Source organism: Nocardia sp. NBC_01730, from assembly GCF_035920445.1.
In the GTDB taxonomy this organism is placed as follows: Bacteria; Actinomycetota; Actinomycetes; order Mycobacteriales; family Mycobacteriaceae; genus Nocardia.
Genome location: NZ_CP109162.1, coordinates 1,275,996 through 1,299,806, shown reverse-complemented (window position 1 = coordinate 1,299,806; position 23,811 = coordinate 1,275,996). Strand labels below are relative to the sequence as shown.

Annotated in this window: 13 protein-coding genes; 7 read left to right on the top strand and 6 right to left on the bottom strand. The window is 65.8% G+C overall.

Annotation, left to right across the window (positions count from 1 at the left end; translation table 11 throughout):
* The first annotated feature begins 132 nt into the window (after nucleotides 1–132).
* Both OHB12_RS04980 and OHB12_RS04975 read left to right on the top strand, forming a co-directional pair.
* Nucleotides 133–1,137: a ketopantoate reductase family protein gene (locus OHB12_RS04980; RefSeq protein WP_327116588.1), complete on the top strand. Its 1,005-nt coding sequence runs from the start codon at nucleotides 133–135 to the stop codon at nucleotides 1,135–1,137.
* Between the two features lie 746 nt (nucleotides 1,138–1,883).
* The gene (locus OHB12_RS04975; protein ID WP_327116585.1) at nucleotides 1,884–2,060 is read left to right on the top strand and encodes a hypothetical protein; all 177 of its coding nucleotides are present in this window, start codon (nucleotides 1,884–1,886) and stop codon (nucleotides 2,058–2,060) included.
* A gap of 41 nt (nucleotides 2,061–2,101) precedes the next feature.
* On the opposite strand, the gene OHB12_RS04970 is transcribed toward OHB12_RS04975, so the two are convergent.
* A complete protein-coding gene (locus OHB12_RS04970) occupies nucleotides 2,102–3,040 on the bottom strand; it encodes a hypothetical protein (protein ID WP_327116583.1) in 939 nt (312 codons plus the stop codon).
* Nucleotides 3,041–3,369: 329 nt separating this feature from the next.
* Between OHB12_RS04970 and OHB12_RS04965 the strand changes: the two genes are divergently transcribed.
* Nucleotides 3,370–3,660 (top strand): hypothetical protein, encoded by a 291-nt coding sequence (locus OHB12_RS04965; RefSeq protein WP_327116581.1) that lies wholly within the window; start codon nucleotides 3,370–3,372, stop codon nucleotides 3,658–3,660.
* Nucleotides 3,661–3,693: 33 nt separating this feature from the next.
* Here the strand turns inward: OHB12_RS04965 and aspS are convergent, their stop codons facing one another.
* Nucleotides 3,694–4,971: an aspartate--tRNA(Asn) ligase gene (gene aspS, locus OHB12_RS04960; protein ID WP_327116579.1), complete on the bottom strand. Its 1,278-nt coding sequence runs from the start codon at nucleotides 4,969–4,971 to the stop codon at nucleotides 3,694–3,696.
* Nucleotides 4,972–5,512: 541 nt separating this feature from the next.
* On the opposite strand from aspS, the gene OHB12_RS04955 reads away from it, so the two are divergent.
* Nucleotides 5,513–5,899: a GFA family protein gene (locus OHB12_RS04955; protein WP_327116577.1), complete on the top strand. Its 387-nt coding sequence runs from the start codon at nucleotides 5,513–5,515 to the stop codon at nucleotides 5,897–5,899.
* Nucleotides 5,900–5,963: 64 nt separating this feature from the next.
* Here OHB12_RS04955 and OHB12_RS04950 read toward each other — a convergent pair whose 3' ends face one another.
* Nucleotides 5,964–6,359: an orotidine 5'-phosphate decarboxylase / HUMPS family protein gene (locus OHB12_RS04950; protein ID WP_327116575.1), complete on the bottom strand. Its 396-nt coding sequence runs from the start codon at nucleotides 6,357–6,359 to the stop codon at nucleotides 5,964–5,966.
* Nucleotides 6,360–6,391: 32 nt separating this feature from the next.
* Between OHB12_RS04950 and OHB12_RS04945 the strand changes: the two genes are divergently transcribed.
* Nucleotides 6,392–6,793, top strand: a complete 402-nt coding sequence (locus OHB12_RS04945; RefSeq protein WP_327116573.1) for an NUDIX hydrolase — start codon at nucleotides 6,392–6,394, stop codon at nucleotides 6,791–6,793.
* 285 nt (nucleotides 6,794–7,078) lie between these two features.
* Here the strand turns inward: OHB12_RS04945 and OHB12_RS04940 are convergent, their stop codons facing one another.
* The gene (locus tag OHB12_RS04940) at nucleotides 7,079–7,564 is read right to left on the bottom strand and encodes a hypothetical protein (protein WP_327116571.1); all 486 of its coding nucleotides are present in this window, start codon (nucleotides 7,562–7,564) and stop codon (nucleotides 7,079–7,081) included.
* Between the two features lie 127 nt (nucleotides 7,565–7,691).
* Here OHB12_RS04940 and OHB12_RS04935 point away from each other — a divergent pair, with 127 nt between their 5' ends.
* Both OHB12_RS04935 and purF read left to right on the top strand, forming a co-directional pair.
* On the top strand, nucleotides 7,692–8,582 hold the full coding sequence (locus OHB12_RS04935) for an HAD family hydrolase (RefSeq protein ID WP_327116569.1): 891 nt from the start codon (nucleotides 7,692–7,694) through the stop codon (nucleotides 8,580–8,582).
* Nucleotides 8,583–8,717: 135 nt separating this feature from the next.
* Nucleotides 8,718–10,127, top strand: a complete 1,410-nt coding sequence (purF, locus tag OHB12_RS04930; protein ID WP_327116566.1) for an amidophosphoribosyltransferase — start codon at nucleotides 8,718–8,720, stop codon at nucleotides 10,125–10,127.
* A gap of 92 nt (nucleotides 10,128–10,219) precedes the next feature.
* Here the strand turns inward: purF and OHB12_RS04925 are convergent, their stop codons facing one another.
* On the bottom strand, nucleotides 10,220–12,622 hold the full coding sequence (locus tag OHB12_RS04925) for an FAD-dependent oxidoreductase (protein ID WP_327116564.1): 2,403 nt from the start codon (nucleotides 12,620–12,622) through the stop codon (nucleotides 10,220–10,222).
* Nucleotides 12,619–23,769: a polyketide synthase gene (locus OHB12_RS04920; protein ID WP_327116562.1), complete on the bottom strand. Its 11,151-nt coding sequence runs from the start codon at nucleotides 23,767–23,769 to the stop codon at nucleotides 12,619–12,621. Before OHB12_RS04920 ends, OHB12_RS04925 begins: the two co-directional genes overlap by 4 nt.
* Between the last annotated feature and the right edge of the window lie 42 nt (nucleotides 23,770–23,811).

The window sequence follows — 23,811 nt, the reverse complement described above, 5'->3', positions numbered from 1 at the left end:
GTTTTGCCTCATGGGGGGCGTTAGCTGTGGGTGGGGCTGCCGATTCCTATTGCGCCACAACATCTTCGCGGCGGGCTCACGGTAGCCTCGTGTGATGTGATGGCGAAGACCGGTCGAGAGGCGGGTGTGTGTGTGGCGCATGTGGTTGTGATCGGTGCAGGTGGGATCGGCGGCTACTTCGCGGCGCTGCTAACCGAACACGGGCACGCGGTGACCTTGCTTGCCCGCGGCGAAACTCTCGAAGAGATGACCCGATCTGGACTCAGGGTCGAGGAGCCAGCGTGCAGGTCTCGCGTGGTCACCGGTGTACACCCGGTTTCGAAGCTCGACGGTGTGCCGTATGCCGATCTGGTGCTCGTCTGTGTCAAGTCCTGGCAGGTCGCGGAGGCCGCCGTGCAAGTCGCTCAAGTGGTTGCCGCTTACACCGTCGTCGTTCCGGTGCAGAACGGGATCGAGGCCGGCGATCGCCTCGCTGCCATATTGGGCGCGGACCACGCCGTGGGCGGAGTGTGCACCGTGTTCGCCAGGCGCACCAGCTCCGCGACTTTCGTCCGTATGGGTGATCCGCCGTCGCTAAGGATTGGCAGCCTGACAGGCGATGATTCGGCAGTAGACCGGTTGAAGACGATTGCCGGCATTCTTACAGACGCGGGAATCAGTACGCAGGTCTCCTCCGACATCCGACAAGACCTATGGCGCAAACTAATGTTCATCGCATCCTTCGGTGGCGTTGCCGCACTGTCAGACGCCCCAGCCGGGGTTGTGCGCAGCCAGCCACGTACCCGAGCGCTGGTTCGCACAGCACTGCACGAGGTGGCGACAGTAGCGCGAGCGGCATCGGCCAACATCACCGAAGCCGACGCGGACGCGGCACTGTCCAAACTGGACGAGTCCGATCCAGACGCCACAGCATCGATGATGCGAGATATATCTGCTGGCAGGCCATCTGAGCTGTACGACCAGACTGGTGCGGTCGTGCACTACGGGGAGTGGCTCGGCGTTCCCACCCCCACCCACACTACTATCTACAGCGCACTACTACCGCGCGAACTGCGAGCACGCGGCGATGCGACAGAACCGACTTGGTCGCCGCCACCACGCTGTGCCTGCCGGGTCACGCAGCCGTTATCTCAATAGGGAGGAAACACATTCGGTTCGACCGGGACTGCTTGGACTGCTGTGCGAAGGGCAGGCGGTGAATGTGATCGGCCGGCTCCTTGAGGAATACATCGTCGATGACGGCGAGCCGACAGCCGCATAATGTTCAGCACCTACGCTGGTCCGGCATATCGGCAAAGTGAATGAGACTCGGTGGTTCGCTCGGCAAAGTGCCAGGTCAAAAAGGTGCTCCCCGCGCGCGGGGATGATCCGTAGCGCGCCCTCGAGGTCAGGCGCATTTGGTGGTGCTCCCCGCGCACGCGGGTGTCGCCTGCCAGGGTGATGCCACGGGTTTGCCATGTGGTGCCCCGAACACCACGATTACCTGCCCACGGTCCGCATCAGCAACCCGATCCATCGGATCCTCCCTCCCCGCCAGTTACGAACCGCCGCCGTCTTCGGTTGCCCTGCAACGTGAATCGGTGCAACGAGCCAGCATCGTTGGCTGAAACCGCAGTCCAGGTAGTGGCCCCCAGGACTGGCGGGGCCATCACCACCCACGACGCACCTCGGTACTTCGGGTGCGACCAGGCGGCTGATTGTGGGGTGCCAGCCGTGGCGGTGGTAGAAAGCGACAGCCCTCGAATTCGTGTCGAGGATATCGAGGCCCAGCCAGGGACTCCGGCCTCCTCGATTGCCCAGAACCTCAGTGCCAGACAAGAAGATCCGGGCCTTCGCGAGCATCCGGAGTTGTGACTCGGTGTCGACGGTCGAGAGGTTGCTGCGTGCGATCGGTGGATCCTGCGAAGGCTGCGTCGAGGATGCCGGTGCGCTCGGCGGGCAGCCAGGCGTGGGTGGCCCGCGAGGACCGACAGCAGCACGTCACGGTCGGCCGGACTGCCTTCAGGAAGGTGAACGATGGCCAGTCCACGGTCGATGATGTCGGCGCCGGTGACGAGTAAGCGGTGGCGGGTCCTGTCGCCACCACTGGTGACACAGGGTGTCAACCCCAAGGCAGACGGCGACGCAACCACACCCGGGTCGATACCGCCGATCTGGCCTGGTGCTCACGAAGCCGAGGTGAGCGCTCCAGGCGTGGTCGCCGGGAATGGGTCTCCCAGTAGCCGACCAACGCACAGAGATAGGCATCGATCGCGGCGGGGTCAACAGCCTCGGTAACCGGGTGGTTGGCAAGAACCTTGTCGGGGTCGACTCCGGCAGCGGCTATCGACGGCGCCATGGCGACAAGATCGACCCATGCCGCGCCGCGGGATGGCCACGCCCAATCGACGACGACCACGGTCCTGTCCGGGCGAAGGATCAGGTTATCGGGGCGGATATCGCTGTGCAGCAACGTCTCCCCCACCGTCGCTTGATGCCAACCGTCCTCGAGGGCCGCCAGTCGTTCCAGGTTGCGGCGCGACCACTCATCGAGATCGGGTGGCGGACCGGAATCGGCGAAACCCTGCCAGCAATGCATCCTCGGGCCGTATTGCTCGGTGAATGTCGGTGCCGTTGGCATGGGGCTGGGGGTCAGTAGACCCGGCAGCTGCTCGATCATGGTCAGCACATCGGCCATGTCGCGCGGGTTGTCGAACCGGGGAGCCACTCCCTCGACATCATCGAACCCCACAGCGAACCAGCCATATTCCTCGGCCTCGAACCACAGGCGCGGCGCCGGTACCGACGGCGGCAGCAGAGCCGAACACGCCGCCTCCGCTCGATACGCCGACGCCAGAACATCATCAGCGGCAATAGCTTTCACGAACGCGGACCGCCCGTCACTCAACATCATCCGCGCCGCCAGGCCGTGACTGAAACCGCTCGACTGGGTGATCGCCGAGACAACCCCGGCTCCCAACCGGTTCTCGATCATCACCCGGACCGGTGTCGGCACCTGATGCCATTCGATCCGAGTAGCGGTGTTGTCGTAGTCGACCATCCGCACATCCTCCGGCCTCGTTACCTGCACCACCACTGAATTTCCGTGGCCACCGGGTCGCCGGGGAAGTCGAGCCAGGCATGAAGCTTGAGAATGGCGGTTGATTGGCTCGGTCAGTTCGTCGGCATTCGGCCCGGATTGTCAGGGTGTTTGACCTGCGCAGTCGTCCCCAATCTGACAGGTTGGAGGCAGGCCCCGAGCAGGTCGTGATCAGCACGGATTGCGCAGTGCTGCCTCCACTCGCACGGCGTCGAGCGGGGTGTCGGGGCCCACAAGGGCGCGGCCACCTCAAGTTTGCTCGTCAGGCTGTTCACCTCGACATCGCCACCGTGCTGTCCTCCATCCACCGCATCGCCGCCGCCGAACCCGGCACCTACGACACCTTTGCCCACGCCTACCTCAGCGGCTATACCAGGGTCCGACCCCTGCCCGACCGATTCGCCGAACTCCTCGAGCCCTACCTGCTGCTGCGCGACTGCTTCATCCTCAACTTCGTCACGACCGCGGCACCGGTCAACGCCGCCGTCGCCCAATGGGGACCGCGGCGCATCGACGGCATCATCGCCAACATGACCGCATATCTGGCGGGGCAGCCCTACCTCGGCACGCTCGCGAGCTGAGGACCGGTGAGCCACGGCGATCGGTCGTAGGTGTCACGGGCTCAAGCGGTTCAGGTCGCGGGGAAACAGTGCGGTGCGACGAATGTTGTCGGTGCCAGTAAGGCGGGCCACCCAGCGTTCGAGGCCGATGGCGAATCCTCCGTGTGGCGGCATCCCGTGCCGGAACGTCTGGAGGTACGCCTCGTAGTCGGCGGTAGACTCGCCGCGCGACGCGAGCGCCTGCTCGTAGGCATCGGCGGCGTGCAGCCGTTGTCCTCCGGTGCACAGCTCGAGACCGCGGAACAGAACGTCGAACGAGTTCGTCCAACGAGCGTCGTCGGGTGCCGGATGTGTGTAGAACGGGCGTTTGATCGCCGGATATCCCTCCACCGCCAAGAACTCCGAACCATGCTCGACGCGAGCCCATTCCCCGAGGCGACGCTCGTGTTCGGGCGCGAGGTCGGGCTCGTCCGGGTCCGCGTCGACCAAGGCCAAGGCGTCACGGAAGTGAATCACCGGGATCTCGTCGGGCACGGCTGGCAGCGCTTGCACGCCTGGCAACGCCGCGTTGGCGGCGACCTCATCGAGCATGCCGGCGAGAACCTCTCGCAGCATGGCGAGCACGTCGCGGTGGTCGCGGATGAAGCCGAACTCGACATCCAGCGACACATATTCGGCGAGATGGCGTGCGGTGTCATGCGGTTCGGCGCGGAACACCGGCCCGGTCTCATAAACCCGCTCGAACACTCCTACCATCATCTGCTTGTACAGCTGCGGGGACTGCGCCAGATACGCGGGGCGACCAAAATAGTCCAGGCGGAACACGTTCGCGCCTGACTCGGTGGCCGAGCCGACGATCTTCGGGGTTTGGATCTCGATGAACCCATGCCGATCCAACGTGGTGCGAAACCCTCGCAGGGAGGCGGTGGCGATCCGCCACAGCGCGTTCTGCGCAGGGTGGCGCCACAGCACCGGTGCGTGGTCAAGCAACAGAGGCAGACTCACCTCAGACGAGGGCCGCCACAGTTCCACTGGCGGGGCCACCGCAGGTGGGCTGAGTTCGGTGATCTGTGGGTCGATCAGCTCGACCCCGCCGGGGGCCTTGCCGTTCGCCGCGACCGTGCCCTCCACCGCGACCACGGTCTCCTCCACCAGCTCGTCGATCCGGCGCGCGTCGTCGTCGGTGACCACGGCTTGTGCCAGCCCAGTGCGGTCACGGATGATCAGGAACGCGATGCCGCCAAGGCGGCGACGGCGGTGAACCCAGCCTTCGATGCGGACTCGGTCGCCGGCAGAGACCGTCGGCAGAGCGTGGGTGAGCGTACGTTGCATTATGATTCGGCACCTCCTCGATCGGATCTCCCGAGGGGTGTGGGCGATCGGGTGCTCGCGGTGCCACCACACCTTCGCCGACCCGGATCGATCGGCCTCTACGGTCGACCATCTACGGGTGACCGCCACCCGGAGCGGCTCGGAGTTCGTCAGGCTCGTCGGCACCGCTCACCGCGAATCCTACAAGCCGAAGCGGCAGTCCGTCGCTGTCATTTCGGCTCGGCGTGTGGTTGAGCCTTCGGTCCGTGATCAGTAAGAAATATTGGCGAATATGACGACGTACCTGGCCGGACAGCCATACCCGCCACCTTCGCCAGCTGACCAAAACCTGACCGCACCGAATCGGCAACTCCAGGCCGTCGCGATGCGCGGAAGGGGAATTGGGTCACTCGTCAGGTTGCTCGTAGCGGGAGGCTCCGCAGGTCTAGGATCGGCAAAGGTCTGAGGCGACGAGTTCAGGGGCCAGCAGCGGGACGTTGTCGCGGTGATAGGTGTCGCACACAGATGATCTTCTCTTCCAGCGATGATCGCGTGAAAGGACATGCGCACCATGCACTCCGGCGGCTGCCTTTGCGGCAACATCAGGTACCAGACGACCGGCGAACTCTCGTTCCCGCACCTTTGTAGTTGCCCCCACTGTCAGAGATTGTCCGGTAGCCCAATAATGTCGTGGGTCGACTTCCCTCGCGAAGGGTTCAAGTGGACCGGACCAGGCGGAGAGCCGGTCTGGTACAACACCTTTCCCGATTCTCAGCGTGGCTTCTGCGGTACCTGCGGAAGCTCGGTTGCGGCCCAGGACGACGGCGACGCAGAACTGGTCGGCGTCACCATGATGAGCCTCGATGACCACTCGGTTTTGACGCCCGAGCGACAGAGTTTTCGTCCCAATGCTGTCGCGTGGCTTCCGATCGTCGGAGCACAAGACTGATCGTTCCCGCAGGTTGACGAAACCGGCCGACCGTCTAGAGCGCTCGACGATCGGCCGGTCTCGATCAGAGTGCCTGCGCGACTTTCTCAGCGATGGCTTGTGCGGCTTCGGCAGGATCCGTCGCGGCGGTGATCGCTCGGCCGAGGACGAGAATGCTTGCGCCACTGCGAATGGCCTCGGCCGGTGTCGCAACTCGCTGTTGGTCGTGCACCGCGCCGCCAGCGGGCCGAATACCGGGAACGACGGTCAGGATGTCGGGAGCAGCCTTGCGGATGACCGAGAGGTCGCTGGCCGCACAGACAACGCCACCACAATCGGCGGCGACAGCCGCAGCCTGGGTGGTACACCAACTCCGACGTTGCCGGAAGCAGGGGGATTTCAGCGGCTCACCGCGCAGATCCGCGCCGGTCGGGTCGGCGCGCCACACATCTATGTAGGACCCGAGGAAAGGACTCGTCACATGCCTGAGAAGTCACCAAGGACAAGGTGCTCGTGTACGTGGTGCGCGATGGCAAACTGCTGGTGTTCCGGCATACCGACTACTCCTATGAGGAGGTCGGCATCCAGGTCCCGGCAGGCAGCATCCGTCCCGGCGAGTCCCCGCAGGACGCGGCGCTTCGCGAGGCACGGGAGGAAACGGGCCTGACCGAGTTCAAGGTCGTGCGCAAGCTCGGCGAATTCACCTACGACATCTCGCCGTATCGCTGGGAATTGCAGCAGCGTCACGTATTCGAGCTGGAGCTGCGCGAACCCGCGCCAGAGCGGTGGGCCAGCCAGGAGGACCACGACGGACAGGGCGAGCCGACCCATTTCGAGTGCTTCTGGATGCCGCTGGATGCCGCGCACATCTTGCAATCGGGGCAGGGCGCGCTGCTTGGCCGACTCTTCGACTGAGTCGCCCCCCAACAAGACCTGATTCGAGGGGAAGAGCTCCACATGGACGCAGAAACAGTCACCGCTGACCTGTCACGTCGGGTGTACCCGACGCTGGACGACACCGCCGATACCGCCGCAGTGTCGCCGTGATCCAGATGACGAACATGCTGCAGCCGGGCAAGCCGTTCGGCAACCCGGGTCCACCCTCGGGCGGCAACCGCCCGGTAGTGGCGTCGATAGCGGTGACACCATCGTGCGTCGGGCTGGTGTGTGCGTGCTTCGACGCCGATCACCTGCTCGACCTCAACGACACCCACGGATTCCGTTTCGAGCACAAGGTGCTGCACGTGCTGAACCACACCCCCGATGTGTTTCGGGGGGATCGTCGACGATCGCATTGTCGAGATGGATCTGCACGCCGATGTCATCACCGGCCACGACATGCTTGCCGGCCTGGCGAAACTCGGTGAGGACGACGCGACCATAGTTGCGGCTGTGAAGCAAAAACCAGCACCGCATCTCGTCAACGGCGGTATAGGTGCCCCGGTGGTCGTTGTCCTCGCCGACGATGGGTTTGCCACGGTCGAACAACTTGCGGGGGCGCACCACGACGAGTGTCAGCCCGGACAGGGGTGAGAACTTCGCGGCGGCCTCACGGACAAGAGCTGCGGCGTCCCCCTCAGCCTTGGTCACAGCGTGGCGAACGGACCTTGCTGCCTGGACCTTTCGCGTCGCACGCTGGCGTGGCGTGTCCTCTGAGTCGAGTTGATAGCTGGTTCTGCGGATCATGGGATGCGCTGCTGGTTGAGCTTTCCGCCTGCCACGGAATCGGCGCTCCAGCTTCCGTCGGCCAGGTTGCCGGGCAGTTCCACAGGATGCGCCTGCCGGGAACGCCAATGCGCGCCGAGTCTGCTACATGTTGACCGTGTCGATGGAAATGTCTAAGGCATCGCCGACCATGCCCGGTGAGCACCCTGGCGCGGGCGTCGGCCTACGGCCACCACGGATGGTCGTATTGGACATCGACGGCACGATCTGCCCGGTTGATGCCTATTCGAATCCGTCAGCTCATAGGACTGTCAGCCCCGGTGTGCGGGCCGCGGTGACTGGCGCCATTCGATCCGCCACGGCGGTGGTTCTGGGCACCGGCCGTGCGGCACCAGCGACCATCCCGTTTCTTCATGAGCTCGGCATACACTCCGGTCGGGCAATCTGCTCGAATGGGGCCGTCATCATCGACGTCGAATCCGGAATAGTTCTTCGCTGCGAATCATTCGAATTGGCGCGGCCGGTGCAGATTCTGCGCGAACGCCTTCCGGGCGCGGTGTTCGTTGCCGAAAATCCAGGCACTGGTGTCTTGGCTACTGCACCCACCGACGACTCGGATATGCACTTCGGGACTGTCCAGTTGGTAGAGGTTGATGAGCTGGCCAGCTCCGCATCGACACGGCTTGCGGTGCATTGGCCCGGGCGATCTTCTGACGATCTAGCTACCGCGCTCTCTGCGGTGGTGCTGCCTGGAGTGCGCACCTGGATGGATCCAGGCGATACCTTCGCTGACCTTACGGCGGCCGATGTGAGCAAAGCCTGCGCAGCCGAGTTCGTGCGCGGCGAGTTCGGGATACCCCGGGCACAGACGCTCGCCATCGGCGACGGAATCAATGACATCGAGTTGCTCCGTTGGGCGGGGCTCGGGATCGCCATGGGGCACGCACCCGACTGTGTGCGGGACGCAGCTGATGCCGTCTGCCCGCCTGTCGAGGACGACGGTGTGGCCCATGTCCTCTCCCGATGGTTCGGCGCCTAAGCCCGAATTGCGAGCTTCGAGCCCATACACACGAGCTCGACTGCGCCACAAAAGCTTCCGTCATGACGAGCCTGCCTGACGATCCGGTGCCGTTTCGCTCTTAGCGATGGAGAACCCTCCGGGTACTCTCTTGGTGTGGACGACTCCCCCAAGGAGGCCTGTGGTGTATTCGGCCTCTACGCTCCCGGAAATCCCGTCTCCCACTTGACCTATCTCGGCTTGTTCGCCCTACAACATCGAGGGCAGGAGGCCGCCGGAATCGCTGTCAGTGACGGCCAGAAGATGTGGGTCGACAAAGACACCGGCCTCGTTTCAACAATTTTCGACGATCGACGTTTGCAAACGCTCCAGGGTGATCTGGCAATCGGCCACACCCGATATTCGACGACTGGATCCGGGGACTGGAGCAACTGCCAGCCCGTCTACCGTGACGTGCGCCGACACCAGTTCGCCCTCGCACACAACGGCAACTTGGTCAACACCGCACAGCTCTCAGCAGACCTCGGAATCCCCTATGACGGGATCGGCAGCGACAGCGGATTGGTCGCCGAACTGCTTGCTCGCGAGCTATCCGACGATGCATGCAACGGCGACCAGCAGGAGGTCGTCGACGCCTTCACACGCACGATTCCCCAGCTCAGTGGCGCGTTCTCGCTGGTGCTACTCGGTTCTGACTTCCTGATCGGCGCCCGCGACCCACAAGGGTTCCGTCCGCTGTTCCTGGGCCAGCTCGATGACGGCTGGGTACTGGCCTCGGAAACCCCTGCCCTGGATGTCGTAGGCGCGGAGACAGTTCGGGAGATTGCTCCCGGTGAGGTCGTTGTCATCAACGCCGGCGGCGTCCACTCGATGACCCCGACACCTGCGGTCGAGCACGCTTTGTGTTCGTTCGAGTTCGTCTACTTCGCCCGACCGGACGGGAACCTGCTGGGGCAGAACGTTCATCGGGTCCGGCAGAGGATGGGGGAAGCATTGGCTCGCCAGGATCCTGTGCAGGCCGACGCGGTGGTGCCGATCCCGGAGTCCAGTGTGCCGGGCGCTCAAGGCTATGCCAGGGAATCCGGCATTCCCTTCGTCGACGGGTTCGTCAAGAACCGCTATATCGGCAGGACGTTCATCGCACCCAACCAAGAGCTTCGCAGCAATGCCGTGCGCATCAAGCTCAACCCGATCCGCGAGAACATCGAGGGTCAGCGGCTGGTGGTCGTGGAAGACTCGATCATCAGGGCGACAACGCTGCGAGAGACGATGCGGATGATGCGCAAGGCGGGGGCGGCCGAGATCCATCTTCGGGTGCTGTCGCCGCCGTACAAGTGGCCGTGCTGGTTTGGCATGGACACCACGGATCGGTCGAAGCTGGTGGCGTCGCGGATGAGTGTCGAGGAGATCCGGGAGTACTTGGGCGCCGACAGCCTGGCCTATCTCGACATCGACGACATGGTCGAGGCGATCACACCCGGAAAGCGGACGGGGCTGTGTACGGCCTGCTTGACCGGTGACTATCCGATTCCGGTCCCCGATTCGGCCATCGCCGCCGTCAAGTAGACGGACTCTGACCTCGCGGCCCGCCTGGCAGTTCGATGCCAGGCGGGCCGCTTCTGTAGTAGGCGCTCGGTGCCGAGCCGAGGTCGTGTTGTTCAGCAGAGCCCGAACGGTGGTTTCAGGCACATCGTGGTGTCCTCGGTGTCGTGGCCTGCGACCGGGGCGAAGGTGTCCTGCGGCAGTGGGCTGTCCCACGGCTTGCCCAGGACCAGGTTGGCTGCGAGACGGCCGATCTCGTCGGAACCTCGGGCGCCGTGGCCGTTTCCGCCGACCGCGACGGTGAAGGTTTCGTCGTCGACGTGCCCGATGTACGGGTAGCGGGTCGGGGTCTTCTCGATGATGCAGGTCGCATGCCGGACCGAGGTGGAGGCCAGACTCGGCACCATCGTCTGCATGACGGTGGTGAGCAGAGTGGCTTGGGTCGGTGTGATCACCTGGCGCCTGTACCAGGCGATCATCTCCTCGACGCCGTCCAGTGGCTGCACGCACGGCTGCATGCCAGGTCCGATCCGCATCCAGCAGCGCCCGTCGGGATAGAGCACCGGCGGCACCAGGTAGATCGACTGGTTGGCGTTGCCGGTGTCGGCGGGGTCGACGGTGACGATCGGCGGCAACGCACCGAGTTCCTCACGCTGGGCTTCGCCCACCTCGAACAGGAGGTTGGGCTCAGCGTAGGCGCGCATCGCCAGGCGGTGCCCGTCCGGGAGGACGCCGTTGTGGTTGGTGAATGTGCCAGCCGCGACCAACACCTTCTCCGCGGACACCTCGAACTGTCCGCGCGGCCCGTCGAGGGTGAGGAGCCATCGGCCCTGGTGCTCGACGACCTGGCGCACGGAGGCGCGCAGGCAGCGTGCTCCTTCAGCCTGGGCCAGAGCGAACTGTGCGGACACGAGACGACGTGGATTCAGGTAGCCGGCGTGGGTGCGTTCCAGTAGTCCCTCCACACCGCCGTCGAGTGCGGGTAGCCCCAGGGTTGGAAACTGTGCGGTGAGCGTGGCCGCGTCAATGCGTTCGACAGCGATCCCTTCGTCACGACACTGGGCAGCCATGGCCGTCGTGCGGTGGCCGATGGAGCCGGCGAGAAGGACCAGCGACCCGCAGTCGGTGAAAAATTCGACCCCGGAGGCGGATTCGATACTTCGGTACCGCTCGAGCGAGCGTGCGTCGAGTTCGGCCCACACCGGATCCCATCCCATGCGTCGGCAGATTCGAGCCTGATCGTAGTGCGCGGCGAAGCTGTGTTGGTCACCGCGGCGGTCGTCGGGTTCGCCAGGACCGATGACAAGGACGTCGGCGCCTTCGGTGCTGAGGTACTTCGCGGCCGCGGATCCGAACATCCCGGCGCCGATGACCGCGATCTCTACAGTGCGGGGAATGTCTATGGCCACCTGGGTGTGTGGACCGCGGTGTCCGGCCTTCGTCTGTGTAGCTGTGTCGGCGTCGTCGAGGGCGATGGCGATCCTGTCGGTGAAGCAGGCGCGGTCGGCGGGGGTCATCTTGCCGATGTAGGCCGTGGCGGAGGCGAGGGCCACGATCGCGGCGAACGGCTCTGCGCGTTGATAGTCCTCGAGGCACGCTGACCAGGGGTAGGTGAGGTTGCTGCGGATAGTGAGAATGTGGTGGTAGTGCCGCAGCAGCTGTTCCTGCCAAGCCCGGCGCGCTGCCGGGGCCAGCGAGGTTTTCAGCAGGAGCGCGACGTCGGTCAGGGGGTTGCCCCACATAGCGAATTGCCAGTCGATGAGGCGTGCGGTGGCGGGGTGTTGTGGGTCGCTGGTGGCGGCGAAGATGATGTTGCCGGGCCAGACGTCGCCGTGGCACAGCGCATTCACACTGCTGCGGTTGGCCTGGCCGAGCAGGTTTCGCAGTCTGGGGCGGTCGAGGCGCTGCACTGAGGTGGGACTTCGGTCGATGCCCAACCCGGTCAGCGCTTCTGGCAGGTCGTGCAGTCCGAGTTCGATGGCGTCGATCAGCGCGGGTGAGGTTGCGGTGAGCAGCCACTGGTGCGGCGATTTCGGGCGGCCGGTGGTTGCCGACAGCGAGTGCAGGGTCGCCAGGGTCGTGACGGCCGCGTGGGCTTGGCGGTAGTTGAGGCCGTCGGCCATTTCGGTGGCGGACACTCCGTCGCCGAGGTCTTCCAACGCGATCGCCGCGGTGCCGTCGGGATGCCGGATTGTGCGGTAGCAGCGCGGCGCGATTGTTCGGGCGATCGGACCGTGTGCGGCCAGTGCCTGATAGCTGGCGATCTCGCGGTCGAGGAGTCCGGTGTCACGGGTCAGTTTCTGCCAGTCACCGTTGCCGGCGGGGCTGGTCTTGTAAATCAATGAATTCTCGCCGAGGCGGAGTCGGAAGACTTCGCCCATCTGTCCCTCTGTTCGCGACACCGATTCGCTGTGAATGGTGTCGAGGGTGGAGACCTTCCAGCCGAGGACGTTGCGTACCCAGTCGAAGTTGGTGGCGTGCATCTCAGGGAAGTGGTTGGGCGGCAGAGGGGTCGTCATCGGGTCACCGTCATTTCGTGGATGCTCGGGTTCGGTGTGGGCAGCAGTTGTTGTGCGTGGAGCCTGGTCAGGTACAGCGGGATCAGCTCGAGAAGTGGCGGGCAGTGGATCTGGCGCGCGGCGACGGTGGCGCGACTGTTGCTGACGTCCAGTCGGGCGGTGCGAAAGTAGGGGTCACTTGAGTCGGTGAACAGTGGCACCAGCGGGTACAGAGCGTTGTCGTGTTCGTGACGCAGTGCTGCGATGGTGGTGTCCCATTCGTGCAGCGCCACGGTGCGCAGGGGGTAGCCGTGTCGACTAAGTGCCTCGATCAGCTGGGTGTAGGTGATCGGGTCGGGGTGGGTGAGGTGGAAGGTGCGGTGCGCGGGCTCGGCCTGAGACAGCGCCACGACCAGCTCTGCTGCGTAGTCCACTGGGACCAGGTCGATGGTGGCGTCGAGGTCCGGGCACACACCCAGGGCGATGATTCCGCGCAGGAATCGGATCAGGAAGTCCCCAGGCTGGCCGGCGTCACCGTCGGTGGAACCGAGCAAGGCGCCGGGCCGGTAGATTGCCACGAGCAGGCCCTGGCTGCGTGCGTCGGCGACGAGAGTTTCGGCGACCCATTTGGTTTCGGCATATCCGCCGCCGTAGATGCTGTCGTGGTGGGCCAAGGGCTGGTCTTCGTGAATGGTGCGATGCCGGTGGTAGCCGTGGGCGTCGAACACTGCGTCGGTGGAGATGTAGTGCAGTCGGGACGGTCGCACGTCGGCAGCGAGCTGGATCAGCTCACGGGTTCCCTCGACGTTGGCTGGAGCGAGTCTCTGGTAGGGGTGCAGCGAATGCACTTCGGCGGCGCAGTGGTAGATGTCGTCGACGCGGTCGGCGAGCTGGTCCCAGTGCGCGGCGCTCAGACCCAGTCGCGGTCGGGTGAGGTCGGCGGCGACCGCAGTGACCCTCGGGTCCCAATCGGCCTTCGCGATGCCTGCGCGGGTGAGTGCATCGAGCAGGCGGCCGCGCGCGTGGTCGTTGTCGTGCGCACGGACCAAGCAGGTGATGCGGGCGCTGGTCTGCTCGAGCAGTTGCTTGACCAGGTGCGGTCCGAGGAATCCTGTGGCGCCGGTGACCAGTGCTTCACGCGTCTGCGGTGGCCTCGCCGACGTGGCTGGCAGGGTGAGCACCACGTGGGTGTCGTCGGCCGAACCTCGACCGCGCGCGGTGGCAGTCGATGCGGGGAAGAATCCGTTGTCGCGCAACGTCTGCAGGCATTGCTTCGCCGTCTCGACGATGCGGACCACGTCATCTGAGGTGTGGGCAGTAGACAGGAAACACACCCGGGTTTCCAGGACGTAGATGCCGTAGTGGGCGAGCAGGGCGAAGAACAGGTCCAGCGCGAGCGGGCTACGGTGCAGCCGGTAGTCGCCGTCGGTAATGAATCGGAAGATCGAGGAGAACGCGACGATCTTCATCGGGAATCCTTGACGGCGGCAGTGCCGATTGAATTCCTCGGCCAGCCTGGACACCAGATGCGCGACACGGTCCTGTAGGTGCGGGCCCTCGTGCTGCAGGCGTGTCAGGACAGCCGACGCCGCGGCCATCGCCAGCGGGTTCTTGTTGAACGTGCCACCGAAGAACGTCGTTGTGGCGGCCGGGCAGGAGGTGTCGCCGTAGGTCCAGGCACCGCCATCGACGGTGTCTAGGAACGCAGCTTTGCCGGCGACCGCACCGATCGGAAGCCCGCCGCCGAGGATCTTGCCGTAGACGACCAGGTCGGCGTCGACGCCGGACCAGCCCTGCGCGCCGCGGGGACCGAGCCGGAACCCAGTGATGACCTCGTCGAATATCAGTGCCGTGCCGCTGTGGTGGGTGATCGAACGCAGCTCGCGTAGGAACTGGTCGGGTTGCAGGTCGGGTCGGCGGCTCTGCACCGGTTCGACCAGTACAGCAGCCAGATTGGGGCCGAGGCCACGGATTGTCTCGAGCGATTCCGGGATCCCGTATTCGACGACGGTGACATCGCCCATCGCACCCTCACCGATTCCACGTGACATCGGCAGCGACTTCTCGACACCTGCAGGCAGCGCGAGCGTGGCGTCGGACCAACCGTGATAGGAGCCTGCGAACATGACGAACCGGCTGCGGCCGGTCGCAGCCCGCGCGAAGCGCAGCGCCGCGCTCACCGCTTCGGTCCCGGAGTTGGAGAACACGGCACGCTCGGTGCCTGTCAGCTGGCACAGCGTGCGTGCGACCTGCCCGGATACTGCGGCTTGCGGACCGATGTGGACTCCTTCGTCGAGCTGGGCACGCAGGGCCTCGTCGAGAAAGTCGGGGTTGTAGCCGAAGAAGTGGACCCCGTATCCCATTGAGACATCGAGGTATTCGTTGCCGTCGAGGTCCCAGAACCGCGCGCCCTGTGACCTGGCCGCCACGATCGGGTAGGTCATCTCCTTCAACGCCGGTTGGAAGGTGCCCGCCCGGCAGTTCGCCATCACCGGCATGTCGTGTTCGGCTGCGGCTTTCGACTTCGCGGTCCGATCGGCGTAGGCGGAGACGAACTCGCGCACGAACCGTTCTTGCTCGCCGGTCAGCGGCTCCGGCGATGTCGCCGAGGATCCGAGCATCCCCGGGCCAGCCCGGTGAATCGGAGCGGCTGCGGCGGCCTGTGGCGCGGCGACAGGCGATGTCGGGTGGTTGTCCGTCGGGTTGGTGCGGGGTCCGGGCCGTTGGCGGGCGGTGACCAGTGCGTAGATCGCGTCTACGCTGTTCGCTTCGTCGAACAGTTCGTCGAAGGTGATCGTGATCGAGTGCTGGTCGAGCAGGTAGTGGCCGATGCGGGTGTAGATCATCGAGTCGGCGCCGAGCTGCTGCAGGTCTGCGGAGGGATCGAGGGTGTCCGGTGTGTAACCGAGTAGCGCTGCCACATGCTCGTGGATCTGCTGTGTCAGTGCAGGGCTGCCAACCAGGTCCGGCTGAGCTGCCTGTTGAGGGGCGGGATCCGACGTTGCGGCAGGGGCCGAAGCGCGCCGTCGCGACTCAACCTGATCACGCCTGAACGGGTACCCGGGAACGCTGATCCGCTGTGGCGGCGAGTCATACAGGGCTGCCCAGTCGATCGCCTGCCCTTGGCACCACGCGCGGGCGGTACTCACAGCGTCGCGGGTCGGTGCAGGAACGGAGCCGGCGGTGTCGGGGCCGCCTCGCTGTACTTCGGGTCCGGCGGCTGTGTCAGTGAGCACCGCGCGCAGGTGGGTGCGCAGTTCCTCGATGGAGGTCGCGACGATCGCCAGACGGTGGGCGTAGTGGTGTCGGCCGACCTGCAGTGTGTAGGCCAGCGCTGAGGGATCGGTGTCGGCGGTGAGGGCCGCAGCGAGGGCTCTGACGCTGCCGCGCAGGTCCGTTTGGTCGCGGGCGGAGACCGGATAGACGAATCTGCCAGAGCGCGGCGGGGATTGGCGGGATGGGGCGGCTTCGACGATCAGGTGGGCGTTGGTTCCTGACATGCCGAACGCGCTGACTCCAGCGATGCGAGGTGCCCCGGACGGCCAGCTCGTTGTGGCGTGCGGCACCTGCACGGGCAGCCCGGACCAGTCGATGTTGGTGTTGAGCCGCTCGCAGTGCGGTTGTGGGGCGATGGTGGCCGCCTGCAGGGTCAGCACTGTCTTGATGAGACCTGCCAGGCCTGCGGCTTCCTCGAGGTGGCCGATGTTGGCTTTGACCGAACCGACCAGCACCGGTCGGGGGCGGCCGGTGAAGACCTGCGCGAGGGCGTTGAGTTCGATCGGGTCGCCGAGTTGGGTTCCGGTTCCGTGGGTTTCGACGTAGCCGACCTGGTCAGGGGTGACACCGGCGTCGGCGATAGCGTTGCGGATCACCGAGACCTGCGCGGTGCCGTTCGGAACGGTCAGCCCGGAGCTGGGGCCGTCGTGGTTAATGGCGGACCCGCGGATCACCGCGTGGATCGGCTCACCGTCGGCAAGGGCGCGGTCGAGTCGTTTGAGCACCAGCGCGGCGATCCCTTCGCCGCGGCCGAATCCGTTGGCATCGGCCGAGAACGCCTTCGACCGGCCGTCGGGGGCGAGAGCGCCGGTCTTGCACAGTTGGACGGTTTCCATCGGGTCGATCAGCAGTTTGCCGCTGCCGACGATCGCGAGCCCGCACTCTCCGCGCCGAATCGACGCTACGGCAGTGTGGACCGCGACCAAGCCCGAGGAGCAGGCGGTGGCCAACACCATGCTCGGGCCGTGGCAACCCAGCGCATGCGACAGCCTCCCTGCTGTCATGCTCAGCGTGGCCCCGGTCGCAACGTAGGGATCCTCGCCGAGGTCGTCGGCGTCGAGGCCGCGCAGGTGGTCGTTGAGGAACTCGTCTGCCCCGACGAAGACACCGGTGTCGCTGCCGCGCAACTGCGTCGGGTCGATCGCGGCGTCTTCGACTGCGTGCCAGACGGTTTCGAGGAGCATCCGATGCCGTGGGTCCATTCGCGCGGCCTCGCGGGGCGAGATCCCGAAGAACCGGGCATCGAAGCTGTCGATGTCGCCGAGGGTGGCCGCACAGCGGACATTCATCTTGCCCGGCGTGTGTGGTGACGGGTCATAGTATGCATCGACGTCCCAGCGGTCGCCGGGAATCGTTGCCACCATGTCGGTGCCAGCGCACAGCAGGTCCCAGAACTCGGTGGTGGTGTCGGCGCCGGGGAATCGGATCGCCATCCCGATGATCGCGACCTGGTCCTCGGCGTCGTTGAGGGCGTCGGCTGCCGGGCACTTCCCCGCCGTAGTCAGCTCGACCGGCTCGACCGTGGATGCTTGGTCTGGTTCGGTGGCTGCGTCGAAATGCGGAACGAGGTCGGCGAGATGGTCGGCCAGGCTGTGCACGTTGGGGTGGTCGAAAGCCACGGTGGCGGGCAGTCGCACGCCGAGGCGGGTCTGCAATCTCGCGCGCAGATCCAGTGCCGTCAGCGAGTCCAGGCCCTGTTCGCTGAAGCCCCGCCGCAGGTCGAGGCGATCGGCGTCGACCCCCAGCAACTCCGCCACCACCATGGTGACGGTCTCCATCACGAGAGGTCCCTTGGTGGTTACGGCTTTCGCCCGGCCAGGCAGGTCGGGGTGGAGGGGCGGTGAAGGCTCGGCGCTGGTGAGATTGTCCAGGACCGGCGTCGGGTTGCTGCGGGTCGCTGCGAACCGGTCCCAGTCCATGGTCGCGACCGCCACATGGGGGTGCTGACTGGGCAAAGCCGTCAACGCCGCCGCAGCCGTGGTCGGGTCGAGCAGTTGCTCGCCGTCGGATTCGATCTGCGCCAGGTGGGTGTCGCTGAGGCGACCGGTCATTCCCTTCCCTGCCCAGCTGCCCCAGCTCACCGCGAGGGCGGGCAGTCCGTGTCGATGGCGGTGGCGAGCCAATTCGCACAGGACGCCGTTGGCGGCCGCATAGGCGGCTTGCCCCTGGTAGCCGACGACCGCGGCCAGCGAGGAGAACAGGACGAAGAAGTCCAGCTCGGCGATATCGCGGGTCAACTGGTGCAGCAGCCACGCCCCTCGAACCTTGGCGGCTAGAACCGACTCCATCCGCTTCTGGCTCTGCCGCAGGAAGATCCCGTCGTCCAGGACCGCAGCGCAGTGCACGATCCCGCGCAGCGTCGGCCCGATCCGGTCGACGAGCGAACGCAGCATCGTTTCGTCGGCGACATCGCCGCGGACCACCTCGACCTCGACCCCAGTGCCGGTCAGGGCTTGCCACACTGCGTCGTCGGCAGGTTCGCCCCGGCGGCTGAGAAGAACCAACCGCGCCGGTCGACGGCGGGAGAGGGTGAGCGCGACCTGCAGGCCGAGCGCGCCGGTTCCACCCGTTATCAGGTAGGTGCCGTCGCGTCGGATCGGCATCGAGTCCACCATCTCGGCACCGTCGCCAGTGCTCGACCGGCGAGCGGTCAGGCGTGCTCGGTAGAGGCGGCCATCGCGCACCGCCAACTGTTCGCCACTCGTGGGCCGCCGCAGGCAGGACACTGCCGCCCCGATGTCTGCTGCGGTCGGCGTCGCGGGCACGACCAGGGCAACACATGCGAGTTCGGGGTGTTCGGCTGTGATGGTGCGAGCCAGGGCCGCCAGTCCCGCGCTGCGCAGGTCGTTGTCGCCGGTGAGCATCCACAGGCTGCCCACCGGGCGTGTCCCGGCGAAGGTCACGATCGTGTGCGCGGCCTCGATGACCGGCAGCAGGGACGTGGCCGGGTCGTTGCTGCGGTAGGTGTCGGCGACGATCACGTGCAGGCCGATGCCCGGGGTCACCAGGCGGCCGAGTTCGGTGCTCAGCTGCTGGACCTGCGGCATCGAACCGGATCCGGAGGTGCTGATGTGGGCGCAGGATGTGCCCTGAGCGCGCAGGCCGGCGATGAGCCGGGTCGCGAAGTCGCTGGGCGGTCCGACCACTACGTAGGTGCCCGGGGCGGACGAGGAACCCTCGGGTGCTGGTTCCCAGGTCAGATCGAGGAATTGAAGCGGCGGCATGATGTCCTTTTCGCGTGGAGGGTCACCGACGACAGCGGCCGGAGTTCGGGACGGTCGATCGATCCAGTGCCGTGTGCTCTGGAAGGGGTAGGTGGGAAGCGGAACGCGGCACCGCTGAAATGGGGCGTGGAACCCGCGCCAGTCGAGTGGGGTGCCGTTGCGGTACAGCTGACGCAGGCTGTGGATCGCTGCATGCGGGTCTCGGGTGTTCATGCTGGGCAGCCACGTCTTGTCGGGGCCGGGCAGGCAACGTTGTCCAAGGGCGGTGAGGACGGGTTTGGGCCCGATCTCGATGAAGGTGGTGACGCCGTGTCGTGCCGCGGTCGCGAGGGCGTCGGTGAAGCGGACCGGTGTGGTCAGGTGGTTCACCCAGTAGTCGGCGCGCATGTCGGTAGGTTCGGCGAGGTCGCCAGTGGCGTTGGCGATGATGTCGATGCGCGGCGAGCTGTAGGTGACCGATTCGGTCGCAACCCGGTACGGGTCACGCGCAGCCGCCATCAGCGGGGAGTGCAGGGCGCGCGAGACGGCCAGCGCGACGGTCGCGATTCCGCGGCGGGCGAGGTCGGTCACGATCTGTTCGATCGCTTGCGAGTCACCGGAGATGACGGTGGCTTCGGGCCCGTTGATCGCTGCGATCGATACTGTCGACGCCCACGGCGCCACCGCAGCGGCGACGGTGGCTTCGTCGGCGCCGACCTGCACCATTGTTCCTGGTGGAGTACGGGTTTCGACCAGTTCGGCACGTGTGACGATCAGTCGCAGTGCGTCGTCGACGGTGAGGACACCAGCCAGGGTGGCGGCCAGGTATTCGCCGAGACTGTGGCCGATCAGCAGGTCCGGGCGAACGCCCCACGACTCCCACAGCGCGGCCAGCGCGTACCCGATAGCGAAAAGGGCCGGGTGCGCCAGCATCGGGTCGTCGAAGGCGTGTACTGACGCTGGCCCATACAGCAAGTCGGTCAGCGACCGATCCAACAGCGGCTCCACGATCGCGTCACACCGGTTGAAGGCCGTCCGGAACACCGGCTCGGTGTCATAGAGCGCGCGGCCCATCTGCGGATACTGCGAGCCGTATCCGGTGCACAGGAAGGCAATCCGACCACCCGCCGGACTCTCGACCGGCAGCGCGGGAGAGCCGTTGTGCAGGAGTTGCCGAAGCTGGGCAATCGCATCGCTGGCATCGGTGGCGGTGATCGCGGTACGCACAGGGAAGTGACGGCGGGTGGTGGCTGCGGTGAAGCAGATATCGGCGAACCGGTCCGGCGACTGCTCGAGCAGATCGTAATAGTTGGCGATACTCGCCCGCAGCGCTGCGGGGGTTCGGGCAGAGATCGGCAGAACCTGGACCGCCCGCTCGATCGCCGCAGTCTCACGAGCGGGAGATCGCTGCGGCGGGGCTTCTTCGACCACGAGATGGCAGTTGGTGCCGCCCATTCCGAACGAGCTGACACCCGCGCGGCGCGGCCCACGCCCGTCGGCGGGCCAGTCCCGCAAGCAGGTGCTGACGAAGAACGGGCTGCCGGGCAGGTCAGCCTGGGGATTGGGCGTGTCGAAGTGCAGGCTCGCCGGGATCTGTCGGTGGTGCAGACTCAGCGCGGTCTTGATCAGTCCGATGACGCCTGCCGCCTCGTCGAGGTGGCCGATGTTGGTCTTGACCGATCCGATTGCGCACCAAGCACTCTTGCTGTCGGCGGTGGAGCGGAATGCGCGGGTCAAGGCGGAGATCTCGATGGGATCTCCCAATCGGGTTGCGGTGCCGTGGGTTTCGACGTAGGTGATGTCGTCGGCGACGACGCCTGCGTCGCGGTGTGCCCGGGTGATGACTTCGGCCTGCGCGGAGACGTTGGGGCCGGTGTAGGCGGGCTTGTCCGCCCCGTCGTTGTTCACCGCGGATCCAGATACCACCGCATAGATGCGGTCACCGTCAGCGACGGCCCGAGCCAGGGGTTTGAGAACAACCACGCCCAGCCCGTTGCCGAACACGGTTCCATCCGCTGCGGCGTCGAAGGCACGGCAATGCCCGTCGCGGGAGACCATCAGCCCCTCACGCCACCGGTAGCCGGTGCGCTGTGGCGTGATGATCGAAACACCACCGGCGATCGCGGCATCGCACTCGCCCGACAGCAGCGCCTGACGGGCCAGATGCACCGCCACCAGCGACGTCGCGCACGTGGCCTGAACGTTGACGCTCGGTCCGCGCAGGCCGAGCTTGAACGATGCCCGCATCGGCAGGTGATCTCCGGCATTGCCCTGCTCGATGCGCATATCGGCGGCGCTGTCGAAATTGCGGTGGCTCAGGAACACATCGGGACCGACCGCCGGGAGGACGTTGTTGACCAGGTAGGTGCTCATCGCGGCGCCGGCGAAGACCCCGACCCGATCGCGGTCGGCGTCGAGACCGGCATCCTCGACGGCTTCCCAGGCGGCCTCGAGGAACAACCGTTGCTGCGGGTCGATCACCGCCGCCTCGGCAGGGCTGATGCCGAAGAACTCCGCATCGAACTGATCGATGCCGTCCAGCGCGGCGGCCACCGGCACGAAGTGCGGGTCCTGCGTCTGTTCGGCTGGGAGTTCGGCAAGTTCAGCACTGGTCAGCGGTGTGATCGACTCCACCCCATCGCGCAAATTCGACCAGAACCGGCTGATCGAGTCGGCGCCGGGCACCCTGCACGCCATCCCGATAATGGCGATCGCCCCTGCCTGTCCTTCACGATCTGCATCGCCCTCGGTCGGAGATTTCGTCGCGGCTGGTATGTCACCGTCGTTGTCGCGGGCCAGATACTCGGTCAGGGCGTGAATGTTCGGGTGCCGAAACAGCACGTTGGCAGGCAGAGCGCGCCCCAGGGCGTCAGCGATTCGCTGGTGAGCGTGCACGAGCATCAACGAATCCGCGCCGAGCTCGCCGAACGACTTGTGCGGGTCGACGTCACCGACTTCCAGCAGCTGACACCAGATTCGGGACACCACGGCAGACGCCGTCGCCCTGCGTGTCGGCACACCCGCTCCCGCCTGGGCCAAGGCCGGGGCGGTGAGCACCAGGAGGGCCTTGCGGTCGAGTTTGCCGCTGGGAGTCAGCGGCAACTGCTCCACGACAACCACCACGGACGGAACCATGTGGTCGGGCAGCTCTCCGACCAACTCCGCCCGCAGATTTTGCGGTAGCTCCGTCACCTCGGTGCCAGCCGTAGGGACGACATAGGCGATGAGGCGGGCGGCGCCATGCCCACCCGCCGCGGCAACGACGGCGCATTCTGCGACGGCAGGATGCTCAGCCAGTCGGGCCTCGACTTCGCCCGGCTCGATCCGGAACCCGCGGATCTTGAGCTGGTTGTCGGCCCGGCCGAGGCACTCGATGGTGCCGTCATCGCGGTATCGGCCCAGGTCGCCCATTCGGTAGAGGCGAGGCCCGTGCAGCCCGAAAGGGTTGGCGACGAACCGCTGTGCGGTCAGCCCGGGCCGTCGGTGGTAGCCCTCGGCCAGACAGTCCCCGTCACAGTAGATTTCGCCGACCTCTCCCGCCGCGACCGGCTGCAATCGGTGATCGAGGATGTAGAGATTCATGTTGTCGACGTTCGCGCGCCCGACCGGAACGACTGTCGGCCACGCATCCGGATCGCCGGACAAGGTGTATGTCGCTACGTCGATGCACTCGGTCGACCCGTAGTGGTTGTGGATCACGCAGCCGCTGCGACGCGCGAACTCCCGCATCGCTGGGGTCACCCGCAGGACCTCACCACCGACGATCAGCTCCACCAGCTCGGTGGGTGCCTCACCGGTGACAGCGGCCTGCGCGATCTGCTGCAAGGCAACGAAGGGCATGTACCACTTCTGGATTCGCTGTTCACGAACGAAGTCCAGTAGCGCCATCGGATTGTGGCGGGTTTCCTCGTCGACGACCACCAACACCGCGCCCGTCGCCAGCCCGGCGAAGATCTCATGGAAGGCCACGTCGAAGCTGATCGGCGAGTACAACAGCACACGGGTGCCGGGCTCGGCCAGCCACGTCCTGCGGTGCCAGGCAACCAGATTGGCGATCGCGGCATGGCTGACGACAGTTCCCTTCGGCTGTCCCGTCGAGCCGGAGGTGTAGATCATGTACACCGGCGCTTCCGGTGACGAGGCCGCGTCGACGCGCGTGCTGTTACCGGCGGCGGCGTTCGGGGTGCCGCCGTTGTCGACAAGTACGACCGCCACCTGCTGCAACACCGGGGCCAGCTCGCCATCTTCTATGACGTCGTCGGTGGTGACCACGATCGCGGCACCGGAGTCGGTGAGCATGAACGCCACCCGATCCGGCGGATAGGCCGGATCCAGCGGAACCACAGCACAACCGGTTTTCAGGATCCCAACTACGGTCGTGATCTGGGCAATGGATCGGCCTACGCAGACACCGATCAGGTCCCCTGCGGTCGCGCCCACGGCGATGAGCAGCTGCGCTACCTGATCGGAACGCTCGTCGAGCTGGCGGTAGCTGATCACCTCTGCGCCCGCTTCGATGGCTGGCATGTCGGGGTGGTCACGTACTACTGCCGCGATGAGGTCGAGGACGCAACGGCGATCGTAGGGCTGGCGCACTCTATTCCACTGTGCAGGTGACGCCGTGGCGGCGGGTGGGCTCGCCCCGACGGCTGGGGTGGCTACCGATGTCGTTGCTGGAGGGCGCGTCATAGAACCTCACCTCGGTTGATGGTCGGACACAGCTCGATCACC